Source organism: Steroidobacter sp., assembly GCF_016790065.1.
Classification (GTDB): Bacteria; Pseudomonadota; Gammaproteobacteria; order Steroidobacterales; family Steroidobacteraceae; genus Steroidobacter.
Genome location: NZ_JAEUPY010000509.1, coordinates 1 through 17,808, shown reverse-complemented (window position 1 = coordinate 17,808; position 17,808 = coordinate 1). Strand labels below are relative to the sequence as shown.

The window sequence follows — 17,808 nt, the reverse complement described above, 5'->3', positions numbered from 1 at the left end:
CCCGTCATTACCTCTATAGTCGAGACCGCGTTCTTGACGCCGTTCTCGGCCCGCATCCGTTCACCCATCGCGCTGGCATTGGCGCGTACGTCATCGCGACTCGCGAATTGGATGCTGGCTGCGAGAGAGTCGGCGTTTAGTGCTTTCCAGCCCGGGAGTTTGGCGCCCACGCCGGCGCGATGCAGGCGGTCGGCCCAGAAGAACTGATCACCAGCGAACGGCACGACCACCGAAGGGATGCCGGCGCGAGCCGCGGAGTGAGTGGTGCCGGAGCCGCCATGATGGACGGCCATCGAGACTCGCGGAAACAATGCGTCGTGGGGTGTGTCGCCGACGACGAAGATGTTTGCTGGCAGCTGCGAAGTATCCAAGCCGCTCCATCCTGGATAGAACAGCGCGCGACGGCCAGCCAGGCCACCCACCAGTGTTGCGAGCAATTGTTTGGTATCGAACCCGGCCATGCTGCCGAAGCCGATGTAGATGGGCGCTGCGCCGGCGCTGAGAAATTCGTTGAGTGCGTCGGGCGGGGTCCAATGCTTCGCCGGCGCCAGCCATTGGCCGCATACAGAAATGTTGCTGGGCCAATCGGCTGGACGCGGCAACAGGGAAGGGGACACGCCGTACAAGATCGGGTGATCGGTCCAGATGTTTTTTCTGGGCGGCAGGCCGCACACCTTGGCACGAGCTGAGTTGGTGGCTTTGCGAAAGACTCTCCACACCAGGCCGTTGATCAAGTGGTAGCTGAACTTGTTGAGGAATCGCGGCAGCTTCCCGGGCGGCAATAACGGTGAAGCGAACTCGGCCGTGGGCGTGAGTGGAAACATGCCGGCGCCGATGGCTTTCACACCAAGATATTCCGCGGCGGACAAACCTATGAAACCTGCGAGGCCCGAAACCAAGATGGCATCGCAGTCGCGCCCTGCGTTCACCGTGGCTCGCAACCAATGTTCGGCGTTTTCATTGGAGAGCTGCGCCAACTCGCGGGCCATGGTGTTGTAGTCGCTCTTCTTCGCTGAACCTGACGGTTGCAGCGTTTCGCGAATGTCGCCTGCAATCGGCGTCGCAGGCACGCCAAGCGCGGCCGCGGTTCCCAACGTTGCGCCATCGGCCAGCAAATGAACGTCGTGACCCGCATCCATCAAACCGCGGCCCAGCGCTGAGAGCGGACGGGTATCGCCCTCCGTCCCATAAGTCAGGATCAAATACTTCATTCTTTCCAGCAGCGCTCTATTTCGTCAGCTGAGCCAGGTCCACGCCGTACAGTGCGGCGTTCTTCTTGAAATAGACCGAGCGATCGGCGATGGGCTCGTTCTTCACGCCAGCGCTCATGATGTCGAGCATGGTGTGCCAGCCCATGGCGTTCTGCGCGACGAAGCGCTCCAACACGGGAAAATGTTTGAACGTCAACAGCACGCCGTCGGAGTACGGCTCCAGTTCGAAGGTGGGATAGGACTCGGGGTACGCCGAGGCCGCATCGTCGGCCGCAGCAGGTTCGAACACATTCCACGTATAAACCAGCTTATGTGGTGGCAACCACTGCGTGACCACACCGCGAATGTGGCCATTCATCAGACTGACCTTACCTCCTTGGCGAGCCTCAATCGTTGCGCCTTCACCGAACCACGCCGGCAACTTCTCCGGCTCGGCAATGTACGACCACACGCGCTCTATCGGCCCGGGCAGCAGGCGCGTAAACGTCACGCAGGACGCGGTGGAGATGTCGCCCTGGTCATGCAGCTGTGGCTTGGTCATCACTCGAGCCCTCCTTCAGGCGCCCATCTTAGCGGATTCGCTGTTCGAGCCTTGGCGCGTTCTCGATAGTCTGCGGCCGTCGCTCGTGAGTCGGTCGCGGAGCGTCTGGGCTATAAATTGAGCAGGGCGAGTACGCGCCCAAGCTCATCATTGGGAACGCCGTCCATGTGGAATAGATCATTGTCTCGCTGGGTCGCTGGCTGGTCTGCCGCGTTGTTGCTGAGTGTCAGCGTCGTCTCGATCGCCTCGGAGCCGAATCGAGCGGCGGCGGTGGATGCGGTGTTTGCGCCCCTGCGCGGCAACGATCGTCCTGGTGCGGCGGTCGGTATTTATCAGGGCGGCAAGCTGGTCTATTCGCAGGGCTATGGCATGGCGAATCTGGACGCCGGCACGCCCATCACCGCCGACACGGTATTCAATCTCGCCAGCGTCTCGAAGCAGTTCACTGCGGTCTCCGCGGCGTTGCTGGCTCGCGAAGGCAAGCTCGATCTGCAAGCTGACATTCGCAAGTATTTGCCCAACCAGCCTGACCTCGGTACGCGCATCACCGTGGCCGATCTGATTCATCACACGTCGGGCATCCGTGACTACATCGCGCTCGCGGCGTTGAGCGGTCATGACGATCAGAGCTTGATTCGGCAGCGTCATGCCATCGCCATTCTCGAGCGGCAACGGGGTTTGAATTTCCAGCCGGGCACGCGCTATGCGTATTCGAACTCGGGCTACGCGCTGCTTGCCGAAGTCGTGCAGGCGGCGGCCGGCAAGTCGCTCAATGAGTTCATGAAAGAGCGCTTGTTCAAGCCGCTGGGCATGAACGACACGCGGGTTCGCGACGATCTGTCCAGAATCGAGCCGGGCTACGCAGCGGGCTATGAACGCGGCGAGGAAGCCGGCCGGCCGTGGGCGCGGGCTGTCTACAATCGAGTCGCGGTCGGTCCAGGCAACGTGTTGTCGACGGTCGGTGATCTGGCCAAGTGGGCCGGCAACTTCGCACATCCGGTGGTTGGCGACGCGCAGTTCATCGAGCAGCTGTCGGCGCCGGCAGCGCTTCGCGATGGCACGCCGGTGAACTACGGCTTCGGTCTCACACGCCAGGAAGTCATCGGCCATCGTGTCGTGACCCATACCGGCGGCATCTCCGGTTTCCGCACCGTCTTTGTGTTCTTCCCGGACGATGACTTTGCCGTGGTGGTGCTGGCCAATCATTCCTACAACTTCGAGCCGGCGGTCGAGCAGATTGCGAAAATTTATCTGCAGCCGAAAGCGGTCAAGGCGCCCAAGAAGCCGGCCAGCATCACGCCGAAAGCCACCGTGCTCGCCGGCCTGGCGGGCACCTATCTGGGCAGCGAAGGGCCGATGTTGACCGTGCGTCAGGACGGCACGCAGCTGATCTTCGCCGCCGAAGGTCATGACCAGGGGGCAGCCAAGTTCTGGGCCGACGGCACGTTCACGGTCGGCGATCGGGATTCGACGCGCTATCGAGCCGCTCAACAGCAGGGCGCGACGGTTGGCATCGATGTGATCGGCAAGTCCAACGATGGCGAGCGGGTCCAGCGTCTGGCTCGCGTGTCGCCGTTCACGCCTGCGGCCAGCGAGCTGGCGACACTCACTGGCGTATATTACGGCGAAGAAATCGACACCAGCTACTCGGTCAGCATCGATGCCGGCAAGGTCACGTTGCGCTCGCTGTACCTGGATGCGCCGCAGGCGCTGCAGCCGACTACTCGAGACCGCTTCGAAGCCCAGGACGGTGCTCTCGAAGGCTTGGAGGTGACGGTGGTCCGCAATAGCGCCGGCCAGCCGACCGGCCTCCGGCTCCGATTTGGTTCGACCGCCACCTTATTGGCGAAGCGCTAGGCCTCGCATCCGCTATGATTCCGGCTCCGCCTCGGGCGCCAGTCGGAATCGACATCGATGGGATCTTTGAAGGCGGCGAGCTTCGCGCTCGCCAGCGTGGTTTGGCTCTCGAGTGCTGTGTTGGCGCCGACCGCGCAAGCTGCGGACGCGTCTAAGACTTACAAGACCATTACCGGCAAGCCCGCCGTGAAGGCGGCGCTGGAACAGATTCGTCGCGAAGACGAGCGCACGATGCGCGAGCAGGTCGAGATTGCCGAGATCCCGGCACCTGGCCGCAAAGAGCAGCAGCGAGCCGAGGACTTCACCCGTCGTCTGCGTGCACTGGGTCTGCAAGACATCGTCACCGACGCCGAGGGCAACGTAGTCGCCCGGCGTCCGGGCGCGAGCCGCAACGGCCCGACGTTGGTGATTTCAGCGCATCTGGATTCCGTGTTCGGCGAAGGCACCGACGTGAAGGTGCGCAAGGAAGGCAATCGTTATCACGGTGCCGGCATCAGCGACGACGCTCGCGGTCTGTCCGTTCTGCTGACCACGTTACGCGCTCTGCAGGAAAACAAGCTGCGCACTCAGGGCGATCTGCTGATCGTCGCGACGGTGGGCGAAGAAGGTCTGGGTAATCTGCGTGGCGTGAAAGCGCTGTTCCAGAATACCAAAGGCCTGGACGGTTTCATCTCGGTGGACAGCATGGACTCGCCGCGCACACCGCCTGGCGATAGTGAAGTCATCACGCGTGCGGTGGGCAGCCGTCGCTGGCAGATCAACTTCATCGGTCCCGGTGGCCACAGTTACGAAAACTTCGGCTCGCCGAGTGCCGTGCATGCGCTGGGGCGGGCCATCAGCGCCATCTCCGATCTGCAGGCGCCGACTGAACCGAAGACCACATTCACCGTTGCGATTGTTTCCGGCGGCACGGCCATCAACGCCATCGCTGAGAAGGCCCAGCTGCAGCTCGATATTCGTTCCGAATCTTCGAGCGCGTTGGCGGCGTTGGAAGCCCAAATCATGGCGGCGGCAGATCGTGCCGGCGTGGAAGAGGGCAAGCGCTGGGGTGCAGAGCCGGTGCGAGTTGAGCGCACATTGCTCGGTGACCGCCCGGCCGGCGCAGGCAGCAGCGACAATCCCGTGGCTTCAGCTTGGAGCGGCGCGTGGGTGGCACTTGGTCAGAAGGCGCCAACGGCGATTGCAGGCAGCACCGACGCGAACGTTCCGATGGGCTTGGGCATTCCGGCCATCACGGCCTCGGGCGGCGGCCTGGCCGATAAGGCGCATTCGTTAGATGAATGGTATGAACCGGTGAATGCCTGGCTCGGGCCGCAGGGCCTGTTGCTCACGTCGCTGGCGCTGGTAGGCGTCGAGGGTGGCCCCAAACCCTTGCTGCCGCGACGCCCCTGATGGCTACCTGACGTCGGGCGCCGACAAGCCGACAAATGTGTGTCGAATTACTATTCCTAGTGCGACATCTATAGTACAAAACGCTCATCGAAACCCAGGGAGCGCGAGGCGTATGGAGTTGCAGGCACGAGGCGCGTTGTTGCTGGTTGCGTTGGGCTTTTTGGCGGGTTGCGGTGGCGGCGGTGGTGGCAGTGGAACGCTTGGCGGTGCCGTAGGTACGGGCGGTTCAGGTAACACCACCTACACGCCGGGCTCGTTCGCAGCGTCCTCCACGTTGGCGGATCAATGCGCCGCGCCGCGCGCTGGCACCAGTGATCGCAGCGGTTCCACGCTCCTCGAGAACATGTTTCTGCGCTCTTGGACCAATGAAACCTACCTTTGGTATTCCGAGGTGACGGATACCAATCCGTCCAGCTGGTCCACCGACGATTATTTCGACCTGTTGAAGACCAATCAGACCACAGCTTCCGGGCGTGCCAAGGATCGATTCCATTTCACGTATTCGACCGAGGAATGGCAGCAGCTGTCCCAATCGGGTGTCGCGGTCGGCTACGGCGTGGAATGGGTGATTCTGGCCAGCGCGCCACCGCGTCAATTAGTTGTCGCTTACACCGAGCCGAACACACCGGCCGCTGTTCAGAATGTGCCGCGGGGTGCTGAAATATTGATGGCGGACGGCGTGGATATGGTCAACGCCGGCACCAGTTCCGCGGTCGATCAGCTGAACGCGGCGCTGTTTCCGGCGACCGCTGGCGAAACACATACGTTCACCATTCGTGAAGTTTCCGGCGTCACTCGCAGCATCTCTCTGACCAGCGCGGCCATCACTCACACGCCGGTGTTGGTCAGCAGCACCATCAACCAATCGGGCGATACCGTCGGTTATTTGTTGTTCAACGATCACATCGCCACGGCCGAAGGTCAGTTGATCACGGCGATCAACTCGCTGCGCACGGCCGGGGTCGACGATTTGATTCTGGATCTGCGTTACAACGGCGGCGGTTATCTGGATATCGCCAGCGAGCTGAGCTACATGATTGCCGGCAGCGCCAACATTGCCGGCCGGCCGTTCGAGCGACTGGTGTTCAACGACAAGAATCCCAGCACCAATCCCATCACCGGTCAGGCGCTGACGCCGACGCCGTTTCATACGACGGCACAGGGTTTCTCCGCGACGCAGGGCTCTGCGTTGCCGACGCTGAATTTGTCGCGGGTCTATGTCATCACCAGCGGCGGCACTTGCTCGGCGAGCGAGTCCATCATCAACGGTCTGCGTGGCGTCGGCGTGCAGGTGTATCAGATCGGTTCGACGACTTGCGGCAAGCCGTATGGTTTCTATCCGCAGGACAATTGCGGCACGACGTATTTTTCGATTCAGTTCGAAGGTCGCAACGCCGACAACTTCGGCAATTATCCAGATGGCTTCACACCGGCAAATTCTCCTGATGTGGGTAGCGTCGACTTGCAGGGCTGTTCGGTGTCGGACGATTTCACCAAGGCGTTGGGCGATGCGACCGAGCGTCGCCTGGCGGCTGCGTTGGCGTTCCGAGCGAGCGGCAATTCAACTGCGGCCTGTCCCACGGCGAGCGGCGTTGCGCCGATCCCTGGGGTCACGTCGAAACAAACGTTGTCGGCTAGCGAAGGCGTGATGGTCAAGTCGCCGGCGCGCGAAAACCGTATCGTCGAGAAGCCTAAGACTGGGATTGCTTTTTGAGCTTGCGCCACAGCGTCGTGCGGCTGACGCCCAGCCGCTCGCTCGCTTTGGCGTAAGAGCCATCGCTTTCTTCGAGCACGCGTCGAATCAAGTCGAGCTCCGATTCGGTTCGATGCGCTGAGATCGTCGATGTGGGTTTGACGGCGGCGATGCCCGCAATCTCCGGCATCAACTCGCGCAGTTGCATGTCGCCGAGTGCCGCATCGCCTGAGCTCGCCAGCATCGCTACACGCTCCAGTAGATTCTCTAGCTCACGCACATTGCCTGGCCATTCGTAGCTTCGGGCTGCGTCTAACAGCTTCTGCACGCGTGCATCGTTTTCTATATCGATGCCGGTGCGTGCGGCGATCTTTCTCGCCAGATGCGACGTGAGTTCCGGAATATCCTGCCGGCGCTCGCGCAGGCCCGGCAACTCCAGTCGCAGGATGTTCAAGCGATAGTAGAGATCTCGACGGAAGTCGCCGGTGAGGATGCGTTCGCTCAGATCGCGATGAGTTGCAGCGATGACACGAACGTCGACACGAGTGGGCTCGATGGCGCCGACTCGCAATATTTCTTTTTCCTGTAGCACGCGCAGCAGTCGGGTTTGCAGCGAGACCGGCATTTCGCCGATCTCGTCCAGGAAGATGGTGCCGGTGTGTGCCGCTTCGAACAGACCGAGCTTGCCGCCGCGCCGCGCGCCGGTGAACGCGCCTTCTTCGTAGCCGAACAACTCGCTTTCCAGCAACGATTCAGGAAACGCGCCGCAGTTGATGGCGATGAACGGTTGATTGGCGCGCTTGCTCGCAGCGTGAATGCCTTGTGCGAGCAGTTCTTTACCGGTGCCGCTTTCGCCGAAGACCAACACCGTCGCATCGCTGCGCGCGTATTGAGCTGCGAGCGAGCGGGTGTGGACGATGCCGGGGCTGGTGCCGACCAGATCGGTCAATCGATAGCGAACATTGGTCGCCGGCTTGTGTCGACGCGCACGCAGGTCGCGGTCCACGCGCTGAATGGATTCTGGATCCTGACAGGTGAGCACGGCGCCGGTCTGTGCACCTTGCTCGGTAATAGGCAGGCGACTCGTCAGCACAGGCCGCGCGCCGAGCTTCTGCAGCTCATCGATTTCAGCTCGCGGTTGACGCAGCGTCCGCTCCAACGACAGCTCAGGAGCGACATCGCTAAGTTTGCGGCCGATGAGATCCGCGGCTGGCCGTTCCAGCAGTCGCGCCATCGCGGGATTCAAGGTCTCGATTCGCTCGCTCATGTCGACGGCTACAACGCCATCGCGCAGCTGGCCGAGAATGGTGTTCAGGCGCTCGCGTTTGGCGCCTTCCATTCGTGCGAGTCGCGCCATTTCGATGGCATCGTCGAGCGCTTCGCGCACAGCGTCTTCCGAATATAGAAACACGCTCGCCATGCCTTCGGCCTCGGCGAGATCGGTGACCAACCCGGGCGCGACGACGACTTCGATGCCACGAGCGCGTAGCTCACGCACACAATTTCTGGCGTCGTCGGTGGTGCGATAACTGCGTTGCTCGATGCCCAGGCCGAACAATTCGTTGAAGCGTTCGAGTTCCACCGGCAACGCGCCGTGAGTGACCAGTGCTATTCGTGAGGAGATGCTGCGAGCTCGGGCGAGGGCACTCAAAATATCGAAGCCGCCCACCCGCACCAGCACCACCGGCAAGTCGACGTGTTGCCGCAGATACGCGCCGTTGGAACCCGCGGCCACCAGCACATCGATGGGCTGCGACCGGCTCAGCTCGCGAATGTGTTCGACGGCGGTCTCGTAACCGCTATCGAGCACCTCGACCCGGGCGGTTTGGGCGTAAGTCGGTGCGAGGTCGCGAAGCAGATCCTTCAGCCGATGCAGGCTGACCGCGACGATGCGGGGCGGCTCGTTGAGGCGGGTGGCTTGGGCATTCATATATAGAGAGCTGGGGTGCCGGTTGCATTCGGTTTCACAGATGCAACTGTAATGTTTCGTGATTGAAACCGCCAGTTCGACTCAGCTCGAAGCTAAATGGGTATTGACAGTTAAATCAATGGGTTAATCCCGGCTGGCGCGGGCGGGCGCGTGGCATAAGTCTTGCTCTCCCTTTGCAACCCGATTTTTCCTAGGAGATTGCCATGGCTTCCGCTGGATCCAACTTTCGCTCGGCGCTGGCGGCTGAGCAGCCGCTGCAGATCGTGGGCACCATCAATGCGAACCACGCGCTGCTCGCGAAGCGGGCTGGCTACCGCGCGATCTACCTGTCCGGTGGCGGTGTCGCGGCCGGTTCGTTGGGCATGCCGGACCTGGGCATCAACAACCTCGACGACGTATTGACCGACATTCGCCGCATCACCGATGTGTGCGATCTGCCGTTGCTGGTCGACATCGACACCGGCTTTGGCCCGAGCGCGTTCAACATCGCTCGCACCGTGAAGAGCTTGATCAAATTCGGCGCTGCCGCCTGTCACATCGAAGATCAGGTCGGTGCGAAACGCTGCGGTCATCGCCCTGGTAAGGAACTGGTGTCCACCGAAGAGATGGTGGATCGCGTAAAAGCGGCCGCCGATGCCAAGACCGATCCCAATTTCTATTTGATCGCGCGTACCGATGCGATTGCTTCGTTCGGCATCGACGCTGCCATCGAGCGCTCCATCAAGTGTGTCGAAGCTGGTGCCGACGCCATCTTCGCCGAAGCCGCTTACGACTTGCCGACCTATCAGAAGTTCGTCGACGCGGTGAAGGTGCCAGTGCTCGCCAACATCACCGAGTTCGGCAAGACGCCGCTGTTCACCGTACCTGAGCTGAAGAGCGCGGGAGTCGCGATGGTGTTGTATCCGCTCAGCGCGTTCCGAGCCATGAACAAGGCAGCGGAGAACGTGTATGAAGCCATTCGCCGCGATGGCCATCAGCGCAACGTCGTCGACTCGATGCAGACGCGTGAAGAGCTGTACGAGCGCATTGGTTATCACGCCTACGAACAGCACCTCGACGCGCTGTTCAAGGCCAAAAAGTAACTTACAAACTAAAATAGATTGATGCGAAGGAGACTGTAGATGACCGATACGCCAGCCCCGACCGGCTTCAAACCCAAAAAGTCAGTTGCCCTGTCCGGCACCGTCGCCGGCAATACCGCGCTTTGTACGGTCGGTCGCAGCGGTAACGATTTGCACTACCGCGGCTATGACATCCTGGATCTCGCGGCACAGTCCGAGTTCGAAGAAATCGCGCACTTGCTGGTGCATGGCAAGTTGCCCAACGGCGCTGAGCTGAAGGCCTACAAGACCAAGTTGAAGTCACTGCGTGGTCTGCCAGCTGCAGTGAAAGCTGCGCTCGAACAGTTGCCGCCGTCGGCTCATCCGATGGACGTGATGCGCACGGGCGTTTCGGTGCTCGGCTGCGTGACCCCGGAGAAGGACGATCACAATCATGCCGGCGCGCGCGACATCGCTGACAAGCTGATGGCTTCGCTGGGCTCCATGCTGCTGTACTGGTATCACTACGCGCACAACGGCATTCGCATCGAAACCGAGTCGGATGAAGACTCCATCGGTGGTCACTTCCTGCACCTGTTGCATCAGCAGAAGCCGCCGCGCTCCTGGGTCAAGGCCATGCACACGTCGCTGATCCTGTACGCTGAGCATGAATTCAACGCATCGACCTTCACGGCCCGCGTCGTCGCCGGCACCGGCTCTGACATGTTCTCGGCAATTTGCGGCGGCATCGGCGCGCTGCGTGGCCCGAAGCATGGCGGTGCCAACGAAGTGGCGTTCGAGATCCAGAAGCGCTATGACACGCCTGCCGAAGCCGAGGCGGACATTCGTGCCCGCGTCGAGCGTAAGGAAGTGGTCATCGGCTTCGGTCATCCGGTGTACACGATTGCCGATCCGCGCAATAAAGTGATCAAGCAGGTGGCGCTGGATTTGTCCAGGGAAGCCGGCAACACCAAGATGTACGACATCGCCGAACGGCTGGAATCCACCATGTGGGAAATCAAAAAGATGTTCCCCAATCTGGACTGGTTCAGCGCGGTGAGCTATCACGTGATGGGCGTGCCGACGGCCATGTTCACGCCGTTGTTCGTCATCTCCCGGACTTCAGGCTGGAGCGCGCACGTCATCGAGCAGCGCATCGACGGTAAGATCATCCGCCCGAGCGCCAACTACACTGGCCCGGAAGATCAGAAGTTCCTGCCCATCGAGCAGCGCAAGTAAACTCACGCCCAAGCTAACGCCCAGCTATCGCTAAGGCTCTAATGAACACCGCTCATCGCAAACCTCTGCCCGGAACCGAGCTGGATTACTTCGATACGCGCGAAGCGGTCGATGCGATCCAGCCCGGCGCCTATGCCAAGTTGCCGTACACCTCGCGCGTGCATGCCGAGAACTTGGTTCGTCGCTGCGATCCGTCAACGTTGACCGCGTCGCTCAAGCAGTTGATCGAACGCAAACGGGATTTGGACTTCCCGTGGTTCCCGGCTCGCGTGGTGTGTCACGACATCCTGGGTCAGACGGCGCTGGTCGATCTGGCGGGTTTGCGCGACGCCATCGCTGACAAGGGGGGCGATCCTGCGCTGATCAATCCAATGGTGCCGACGCAGCTGATCGTCGATCACTCGCTGGCGGTCGAATACGGCGGTTTCGACAAGAATGCGTTCGCAAAGAACCGCGCGGTGGAAGATCGTCGCAACGACGATCGGTTTCATTTCATCAACTGGACCAAGCTGGCGTTTCGTAACGTGGATGTGATTCCGCCGGGCAACGGCATCATGCATCAGATCAATCTGGAGCGGATGTCGCCGGTGATTCATGGCGTGGATGGGGTGGCGTTCCCGGACACGTTGGTCGGTACCGATAGTCACACTCCGCACGTCGACGCTCTTGGCGTGATTGCCATCGGCGTCGGCGGTTTGGAAGCGGAGAACGTGATGCTCGGTCGCGCGTCGTGGATGCGCTTGCCGGATATCGTTGGCGTCGAACTGACCGGCAAACCCGCTCCTGGCATCACTGCGACGGACGTGGTGCTGGCGCTGACCGAGTATCTGCGTAACCAGAAGGTCGTCGGTGCATACATCGAGTTCTATGGCGAAGGGGCTGCGGCACTGACGCTGGGCGATCGCGCCACCATTTCCAACATGACACCGGAGTTTGGCGCCACGGCGGCGATGTTCTTCATCGATCAGCAGACCATCGACTATCTGAAGCTCACTGGCCGCACCGATGAGCAGGTGAAGCTGGTCGAGACTTACGCCAAGCACACCGGCCTGTGGGCCGACAGCTTGAAGACGGCTGAATACGAGCGCGTGCTCAAGTTCGATCTGTCGACCGTGGTTCGTAACATGGCCGGCCCTTCGAATCCTCATAAGCGCCTGCCCACCAGCGATCTGGCCAAGCGCGGTATCGCGAGCAAATGGGAAGAAGTGCCGGGCCAGATGCCCGACGGCGCGGTGATCATCGCCGCCATCACCAGCTGCACTAACACCAGCAACCCACGCAATGTGATTGCCGCTGGCTTGTTGGCCCGTAACGCGAACGCTCGCGGTCTCACTCGCAAGCCGTGGGTGAAGTCATCACTCGCGCCTGGCTCGAAGGCCGTGCAGCTGTATTTGGAAGAGGCGAAGTTGTTGCCTGAGTTGGAACAACTCGGCTTCGGCATCGTCGCGTTCGCCTGCACCACATGTAATGGCATGTCGGGTGCGTTGGATCCGAAGATCCAGCAGGAAATCATCGACCGCGACCTGTATGCGACCGCGGTGTTGTCCGGCAATCGCAACTTCGACGGCCGTATTCATCCGTATGCGAAGCAGGCGTTCCTCGCGTCGCCGCCGCTGGTGGTGGCGTACGCCATCGCGGGCACCATTCGGTTCGATATCGAGAAGGACACGCTGGGCATCGATAAGGACGGCAAGGCCGTCACGCTCAAAGATCTGTGGCCGACCGATGAGGAAATCGACGCTATCGTCGCCAAGAGCGTCAAGCCCGAGCAGTTCCGCAAGGTCTACGATCCCATGTTCGCGCCGAGTGCGGCGAGCTCGGTGAAGATCAGCCCGCTGTACAACTGGCGAGAGCAGAGCACGTACATCCGTCGTCCGCCGTATTGGGAAGGCGCATTGGCGGGTGAGCGGACGTTGAAAGGCATGCGTCCGCTGGCGGTGCTGCCGGATAACATCACGACGGATCATTTGTCGCCGTCGAATGCGATTCTGTTGGACAGCGCCGCGGGCGAGTATTTGGCCAAGATGGGTTTGCCCGAGGAAGACTTCAACTCCTACGCGACTCATCGTGGCGATCACTTGACCGCGCAGCGTGCGACGTTTGCCAATCCGCAGTTGGTCAATGAAATGGCCGTGGTGGACGGGCAGGTGAAGAAAGGCTCGCTGGCTCGTGTCGAGCCGGAAGGCAAAGTCACTCGCATGTGGGAAGCCATCGAGACCTACATGGAGCGCAAGCAGCCGCTGATCATCATTGCCGGCGCTGACTACGGTCAGGGTTCGTCGCGCGACTGGGCGGCGAAGGGCGTGCGACTGGCGGGTGTCGAAGTCATCGTTGCCGAAGGCTTCGAGCGTATCCATCGCACTAACTTGATCGGCATGGGCGTGTTGCCGCTGGAGTTCAAGCCGGGCGTGACTCGCAAGACGCTGAACATCGACGGCACCGAGACTTACGACGTCGTCGGCGAGCGCAAGCCGCGTGCGGATCTGACGTTGGTAATCCATCGTCGCAACGGCGAACGCGTCGAAGTGGCGGTGACTTGCCGTCTCGATACGGCCGAAGAAGTGTCCATTTACGATGCCGGCGGCGTCCTGCAACGATTCGCGCAGGACTTCCTCGAATCCTCGAAGGTTGCCTAACTAACATCATGGCTCACGCACCTCAGATCAAAATCCCCGCCACCTACATGCGTGGCGGTACGAGCAAGGGAGTGTTCTTCCGCCTGCAGGATCTACCTGCGGCGGCTCAGGTGCCGGGCGCAGCGCGCGACGCGTTGCTGCTGCGTGTGATTGGCAGCCCCGATCCGTACGGAAAGCAGATCGATGGCATGGGGGCCGCCACGTCGAGCACCAGCAAGACGGTGATCTTGTCCAAGAGCACCCAAGCCGACCACGACATCGACTATCTGTTCGGTCAGGTGTCCATCGATAAACCGTTCGTCGACTGGAGCGGTAACTGCGGCAATCTGTCGGCGGCCGTCGGGCCGTTCGCCATCAGCAACGGCTTGGTCGATCCGAGTCGGGTTCCCAAGAATGGCACGGCGGTGGTGCGCGTCTGGCAGGCGAACATCGGCAAGACCATCATCGCGCACGTGCCCATCGTCGACGGCGCCGTGCAAGAGACCGGCGATTTCGAGTTGGACGGCGTGACGTTTCCGGCCGCTGAAGTGCAGCTCGAGTTCATCAGTCCGGCTGCGGACGAAGAGGGCGCGGGCGGCTCGATGTTTCCTACCGGCAAGCTGATCGACGATCTGGAAGTGCCTGGCGTGGGTACGTTCAAGGCGACGCTGATCAATGCCGGCATTCCGACCATCTTCGTCAATGCCGACGCCATCGGCTACACCGGTACCGAATTACAGGAAGCCATCAATAGCGACGCCAAGGCGCTCGCGATGTTTGAAAACATTCGCGCGCACGGTGCGATTCGTATGGGCCTGATCAAAACGCTCGAAGAAGCGGCGAAGCGTCAGCACACGCCGAAGGTCGCGTTCGTGGCGCCACCGAAGAGCTATGTTTCTTCCAGCGGCAAGCAGGTGCAGGCGGGCGACGTGGATTTGCTGGTGCGCGCACTGTCCATGGGCAAGTTGCATCACGCCATGATGGGCACGGCTGCTGTCGCCATCGGCACAGCTGCGGCGATTCCTGGAACGCTGGTCAATCTGGCGGCGGGCGGCGGCGAGCGGAGCACGGTTCGCTTCGGTCATCCGTCGGGCACGCTGCGCGTGGGTGCGGAAGCCAGCCAGGCCGATGGTGAATGGACGGTCACCAAAGCCATCATGAGCCGCAGCGCTCGGGTGCTGATGGAAGGCTGGGTGCGAGTCCCCGGCTGAAGCTTGAGTAAAGTGTGACGCAGCTCACACGAACTTCCCTGAGGTCGCCATTTAAGAACTCCAAACGGCCCGCCGCCTTCAGTGACTGAGGGCGCAAGGCACAGATGATGGTGTCGCGCTCAACACGACAACCACCAGGAGTCTTAGACATGCTTTCTCTTCACACTAATGCTGCTGCTCTGTCCTCGCAGAACGCGGTCGGCAACACCCAGAAGTCCCTCACCACCTCTTTGACCCGCCTCGGCACCGGCTTCCGCGTCAACAGCGCGATGGACGACGCCGCCGGCTTGCAGATCGCTACTCGTCTCGATGCGCAGACCCGCGGCATGGCCGTCGCTCAGCGCAATACGCAGAACGGCATCTCCATGATGCAGACTGCCGAAGGCGCGTTCAGCGAATTGACCAACGTGCTGCTGCGTATGAAGGATCTGGCGACCGAAGCGTACAACGCTTCGTCGACCACCGAAGACGTGGAAGCGCTGCAGGCCGAGTTCGACGCGCTGGGTTCTGAAGTCGCGAACATCATCAAGAGCACGTCCTTCGGCGGCTCGACGCTGTTCAGCGCCGACGGCACGGCGGTGCCGGCTGCAGGTGCGGCCGCTGGTTTGCTGGGTACGGCCGGCGGTATCACGTTCCAGATCGGCGCCAGCGAAAACGAGACGATGGTGGTCGACACTGAAACCGACCTGGAAGATCTGGCGACTGCGCTGGACGCGGTGAGCGCGAACTACGCGCTGGCCACTCCGGGCGTGGGCACCGAGTTGACCGACGGCAACACCATCATCACCACCATCAACGACGCCATCGCGGCGGTCGGCACGGTGCGTGCGAAGCTGGGTGCCGCTTCGAACCGCCTCGACCACGTGTACAACAACTTGGGCAACATGATCACCAACACGACTGCTTCGAAGGGTCGCATCATGGACGTGGACTATGCCCTGGAAACGTCGAACTCGACCAGCAAGCAGTTGCTGTTGCAGGCCGGTACTTCGGCCCTCAAGCAGAGCAGCAGCTTGTCGCAGCTGGTGATGTCGCTGATGCAGTAATCCTCCAGTAATTACTGGTTGAGCACGAGAGCCAACCGTGCCTAGCGGTTGGCTCTTTTTATATATGACAAGGCGACATAACTGGGGCATCTATGGCGGTGGACAGAGTCTCCGCAACGATCGAGTCGCTGGCTCAACATAAAGCCATGCAGTTGGATCAAGCTGCGCTTCGACAAATCGGCTGGCAGCTCCCCGATCCGGCCGCGCTGGCTACCTCCTGGCGCGCTCTCGCTCGAGAACGATGGACGCGAGCGAGCTATTCCCGCACCGATTCGAATGCAGCTCGCGCAGGCACGGCGGCGCTGTTCCGTGAGCCGGCGATCATGCCGACAACGACGACGTACGACCGTTGGTTGTTGCCGGTGTACGCATGGGCGGGAATGCAGCTGATGCTACGGTTGGTCGTCGCTATCGATCGCACGCGACGCAAGCCGGCGCGTCGTGGGTTGCGATTGGCATTGCAGCTCGCACTCGCGCCACCTGCGATGGGCAGCATCGTGCTGCATGTTCAGTCTTCGGAAGACGATATCGAGTTGCTGGTGGCGTGCGAACAGCGGCCGAGCTTGCTGGCGATTCAGCAGGGGCTGCCGAGCATTGCGTCGGTGTTGAGTCGGGCAGGATTACGATTGCGACGGGCGCAGGTCACGCACGGCAATGCGGCGTTGACTGGAGTCAACGAAGACTCGACCGCCATGCTGCCGCCGCATCTGTCCGTCGAGTTGCCGTCGGCGTCGTTGTTTCGAGCCGCGACCGAGGCGGCGATCCTGATCCTGCAGCTACGACCTCGCGGCTGAGTTATCCGAGCGAGCCAATGATGCTGATGTCTCTGTGCTCCGGAATCTCGTTATACGACAGCACCGCCAACCCCGGCGCGAATAAGCGTGCGTAGCGGGCGAGCAGGGGACGAATTTGCGGCATCACCAGCAGCAGCGGCGGCACGCCTTGTTGCTTCATTTGCTCACGCATCACCGGCATGTTGGTCTGCAGCTGCGACAACAGATTCGGATCGACCGGATAGTTATCGAGCGCAATCTTGCCGGTCTGGGTGGCTTGATTGAGCGAGCCGAGCAGCATGTTTTCCAGCTCGCCGGTCAGATTGAACGCCTTCATCTGGCTGGCCTTGCCGAGCAACGAAGCGACGATTTGCCGGCGCAAGGCGCAGCGAACTTCTGCGGCGAGCAGAATGGGGTCCTTGGTAGTGTCGGCGCTCTCCAGCAGAGTGGTGGCGATGGGCACGATGTCTTTCAACGACACATTCTCGGCCAACAACAACCGAAACACCTTCAGCAGCTGACTGTGCGTGAGTGCCTTCTCGACCGCTGCCGACAGCTTCGGCGACAACGCCGACAAACGTTCCAGCAACGCTGGCACGTCTTCATGGCGCAGCAGCTCTGACATGTGCTCACGAACCACCTTTGAAACGTGCGTGGCGATGACGCTCGCGCCGTCCACCACTTGATAGCCCATGCCGAGCGCATTGGCACGTTCGCTGGCGGAGATCCAGATGACTGGCATGCCATACGCGGGTTCGATGCCGGGAATGCCATCGATCTCGCCGTATACCTGAGCGGAAGCGATGGCCATCAACTTGTCGGGATAGACCTCGGCTTCGGCGATGACGCTGCCGTGTAGCAGGATGCAGTACTGCGTCGGCGGCAAGGTCAGATCGTCGCGGACCGCAATGTTCGGGAACAGCAAGCCCATGGACTCGCTCATGGTCTGGCGCACGCCTTTGAGACGAACCTCGAGCGGCGCGCCTTGGCCGCGATCGATCAGATTCACCAGCTTGTAGCCGACGCTGACCGACAGCGGCTCGACGAACGGCAGACTGCGCCAGTCCAGCTCAGGGGCGGGTTGAGCAATGACGGCAGCTTCGGTAGCTGCATTCTCATCCGGCGCGATCACACGTTTGCTCATCCGCGAGCCAGCGAAACCGAGCACGGCTGCGAACGCGAGGAACGTCATCCACGGCATGCCAGGGATCGCACCCAGCACCAACATCATGCCGGCCGCGCCATACAGCACGCTCGGCG

General features: G+C 61.3%; 13 protein-coding genes. 9 read left to right on the top strand and 4 right to left on the bottom strand.

Annotated elements, in window-relative coordinates:
• Together JNL55_RS21220 and JNL55_RS21215 are read right to left on the bottom strand one after the other, a co-directional pair.
• On the bottom strand, positions 1-1,211 hold a 1,211-nt coding region (locus JNL55_RS21220; protein ID WP_293858489.1), incomplete at its 3' end, for a glycosyltransferase.
• Positions 1,212-1,227: 16 nt separating this feature from the next.
• A complete protein-coding gene (locus JNL55_RS21215; protein WP_293858486.1) occupies positions 1,228-1,752 on the bottom strand; it encodes an SRPBCC domain-containing protein in 525 nt (174 codons plus the stop codon).
• Between the two features lie 165 nt (positions 1,753-1,917).
• Between JNL55_RS21215 and JNL55_RS21210 the strand changes: the two genes are divergently transcribed.
• The 3 genes from JNL55_RS21210 to JNL55_RS21200 all read left to right on the top strand — a co-directional run bounded on the left by JNL55_RS21210 (position 1,918) and on the right by JNL55_RS21200 (position 6,715).
• Positions 1,918-3,609 carry a serine hydrolase domain-containing protein gene (locus JNL55_RS21210; protein ID WP_293858483.1) on the top strand — a complete coding sequence of 564 codons (1,692 nt, stop codon included), beginning with the start codon at positions 1,918-1,920 and terminating at the stop codon, positions 3,607-3,609.
• 57 nt (positions 3,610-3,666) lie between these two features.
• A complete protein-coding gene (locus JNL55_RS21205) occupies positions 3,667-5,001 on the top strand; it encodes a M20/M25/M40 family metallo-hydrolase (protein WP_293858480.1) in 1,335 nt (444 codons plus the stop codon).
• A 112-nt stretch (positions 5,002-5,113) separates the two neighbouring features.
• Entirely contained in the window at positions 5,114-6,715 is a 1,602-nt protein-coding gene (locus JNL55_RS21200; RefSeq protein WP_293858477.1) for a S41 family peptidase, read from the top strand.
• Here the strand turns inward: JNL55_RS21200 and prpR are convergent.
• Entirely contained in the window at positions 6,693-8,624 is a 1,932-nt protein-coding gene (gene prpR, locus JNL55_RS21195; RefSeq protein WP_293858474.1) for a propionate catabolism operon regulatory protein PrpR, read from the bottom strand. The genes JNL55_RS21200 and prpR overlap by 23 nt on opposite strands.
• A 203-nt stretch (positions 8,625-8,827) precedes the next feature.
• Here prpR and prpB point away from each other — a divergent pair, with 203 nt between their 5' ends.
• The 6 genes from prpB (at position 8,828) to JNL55_RS21165 (ending at position 16,569) form a co-directional block, all read left to right on the top strand.
• Positions 8,828-9,706 carry a methylisocitrate lyase gene (prpB, locus tag JNL55_RS21190; RefSeq protein ID WP_415923130.1) on the top strand — a complete coding sequence of 293 codons (879 nt, stop codon included), beginning with the start codon at positions 8,828-8,830 and terminating at the stop codon, positions 9,704-9,706.
• 39 nt (positions 9,707-9,745) lie between these two features.
• Positions 9,746-10,903, top strand: a complete 1,158-nt coding sequence (gene prpC / locus JNL55_RS21185) for a 2-methylcitrate synthase (RefSeq protein ID WP_293858471.1) — start codon at positions 9,746-9,748, stop codon at positions 10,901-10,903.
• A gap of 41 nt (positions 10,904-10,944) precedes the next feature.
• Positions 10,945-13,539: a Fe/S-dependent 2-methylisocitrate dehydratase AcnD gene (gene acnD, locus JNL55_RS21180; protein WP_293858468.1), complete on the top strand. Its 2,595-nt coding sequence runs from the start codon at positions 10,945-10,947 to the stop codon at positions 13,537-13,539.
• Between the two features lie 8 nt (positions 13,540-13,547).
• On the top strand, positions 13,548-14,729 hold the full coding sequence (prpF, locus tag JNL55_RS21175; RefSeq protein WP_293858465.1) for a 2-methylaconitate cis-trans isomerase PrpF: 1,182 nt from the start codon (positions 13,548-13,550) through the stop codon (positions 14,727-14,729).
• A 149-nt stretch (positions 14,730-14,878) separates the two neighbouring features.
• Positions 14,879-15,775 (top strand): flagellin, encoded by an 897-nt coding sequence (locus JNL55_RS21170; protein ID WP_293858462.1) that lies wholly within the window; start codon positions 14,879-14,881, stop codon positions 15,773-15,775.
• 146 nt (positions 15,776-15,921) lie between these two features.
• On the top strand, positions 15,922-16,569 hold the full coding sequence (locus JNL55_RS21165) for a hypothetical protein (protein ID WP_293858459.1): 648 nt from the start codon (positions 15,922-15,924) through the stop codon (positions 16,567-16,569).
• A 1-nt stretch (position 16,570) separates the two neighbouring features.
• Here JNL55_RS21165 and JNL55_RS21160 read toward each other — a convergent pair.
• Positions 16,571-17,808: flagellar biosynthesis protein FlhA (locus JNL55_RS21160; RefSeq protein ID WP_293858456.1), on the bottom strand; the 1,238-nt coding region annotated here is incomplete at its 5' end.

Excerpts from the sequence above, each read along its gene's own strand:
- JNL55_RS21215 (WP_293858486.1), bottom strand. The coding sequence starts at position 1,752 with ATGACCAAGCCACAGCTGCATGACCAGGGCGACATCTCCACCGCGTCC.
- JNL55_RS21210 (WP_293858483.1), top strand. The coding sequence starts at position 1,918 with ATGTGGAATAGATCATTGTCTCGCTGGGTCGCTGGCTGGTCTGCCGCG.
- JNL55_RS21205 (WP_293858480.1), top strand. The coding sequence starts at position 3,667 with ATGGGATCTTTGAAGGCGGCGAGCTTCGCGCTCGCCAGCGTGGTTTGG.
- JNL55_RS21200 (WP_293858477.1), top strand. The coding sequence starts at position 5,114 with ATGGAGTTGCAGGCACGAGGCGCGTTGTTGCTGGTTGCGTTGGGCTTT.
- prpR (WP_293858474.1), bottom strand. The coding sequence starts at position 8,624 with ATGAATGCCCAAGCCACCCGCCTCAACGAGCCGCCCCGCATCGTCGCG.
- prpB (WP_415923130.1), top strand. The coding sequence starts at position 8,828 with ATGGCTTCCGCTGGATCCAACTTTCGCTCGGCGCTGGCGGCTGAGCAG.
- prpC (WP_293858471.1), top strand. The coding sequence starts at position 9,746 with ATGACCGATACGCCAGCCCCGACCGGCTTCAAACCCAAAAAGTCAGTT.
- acnD (WP_293858468.1), top strand. The coding sequence starts at position 10,945 with ATGAACACCGCTCATCGCAAACCTCTGCCCGGAACCGAGCTGGATTAC.
- prpF (WP_293858465.1), top strand. The coding sequence starts at position 13,548 with ATGGCTCACGCACCTCAGATCAAAATCCCCGCCACCTACATGCGTGGC.
- JNL55_RS21170 (WP_293858462.1), top strand. The coding sequence starts at position 14,879 with ATGCTTTCTCTTCACACTAATGCTGCTGCTCTGTCCTCGCAGAACGCG.
- JNL55_RS21165 (WP_293858459.1), top strand. The coding sequence starts at position 15,922 with ATGCAGTTGGATCAAGCTGCGCTTCGACAAATCGGCTGGCAGCTCCCC.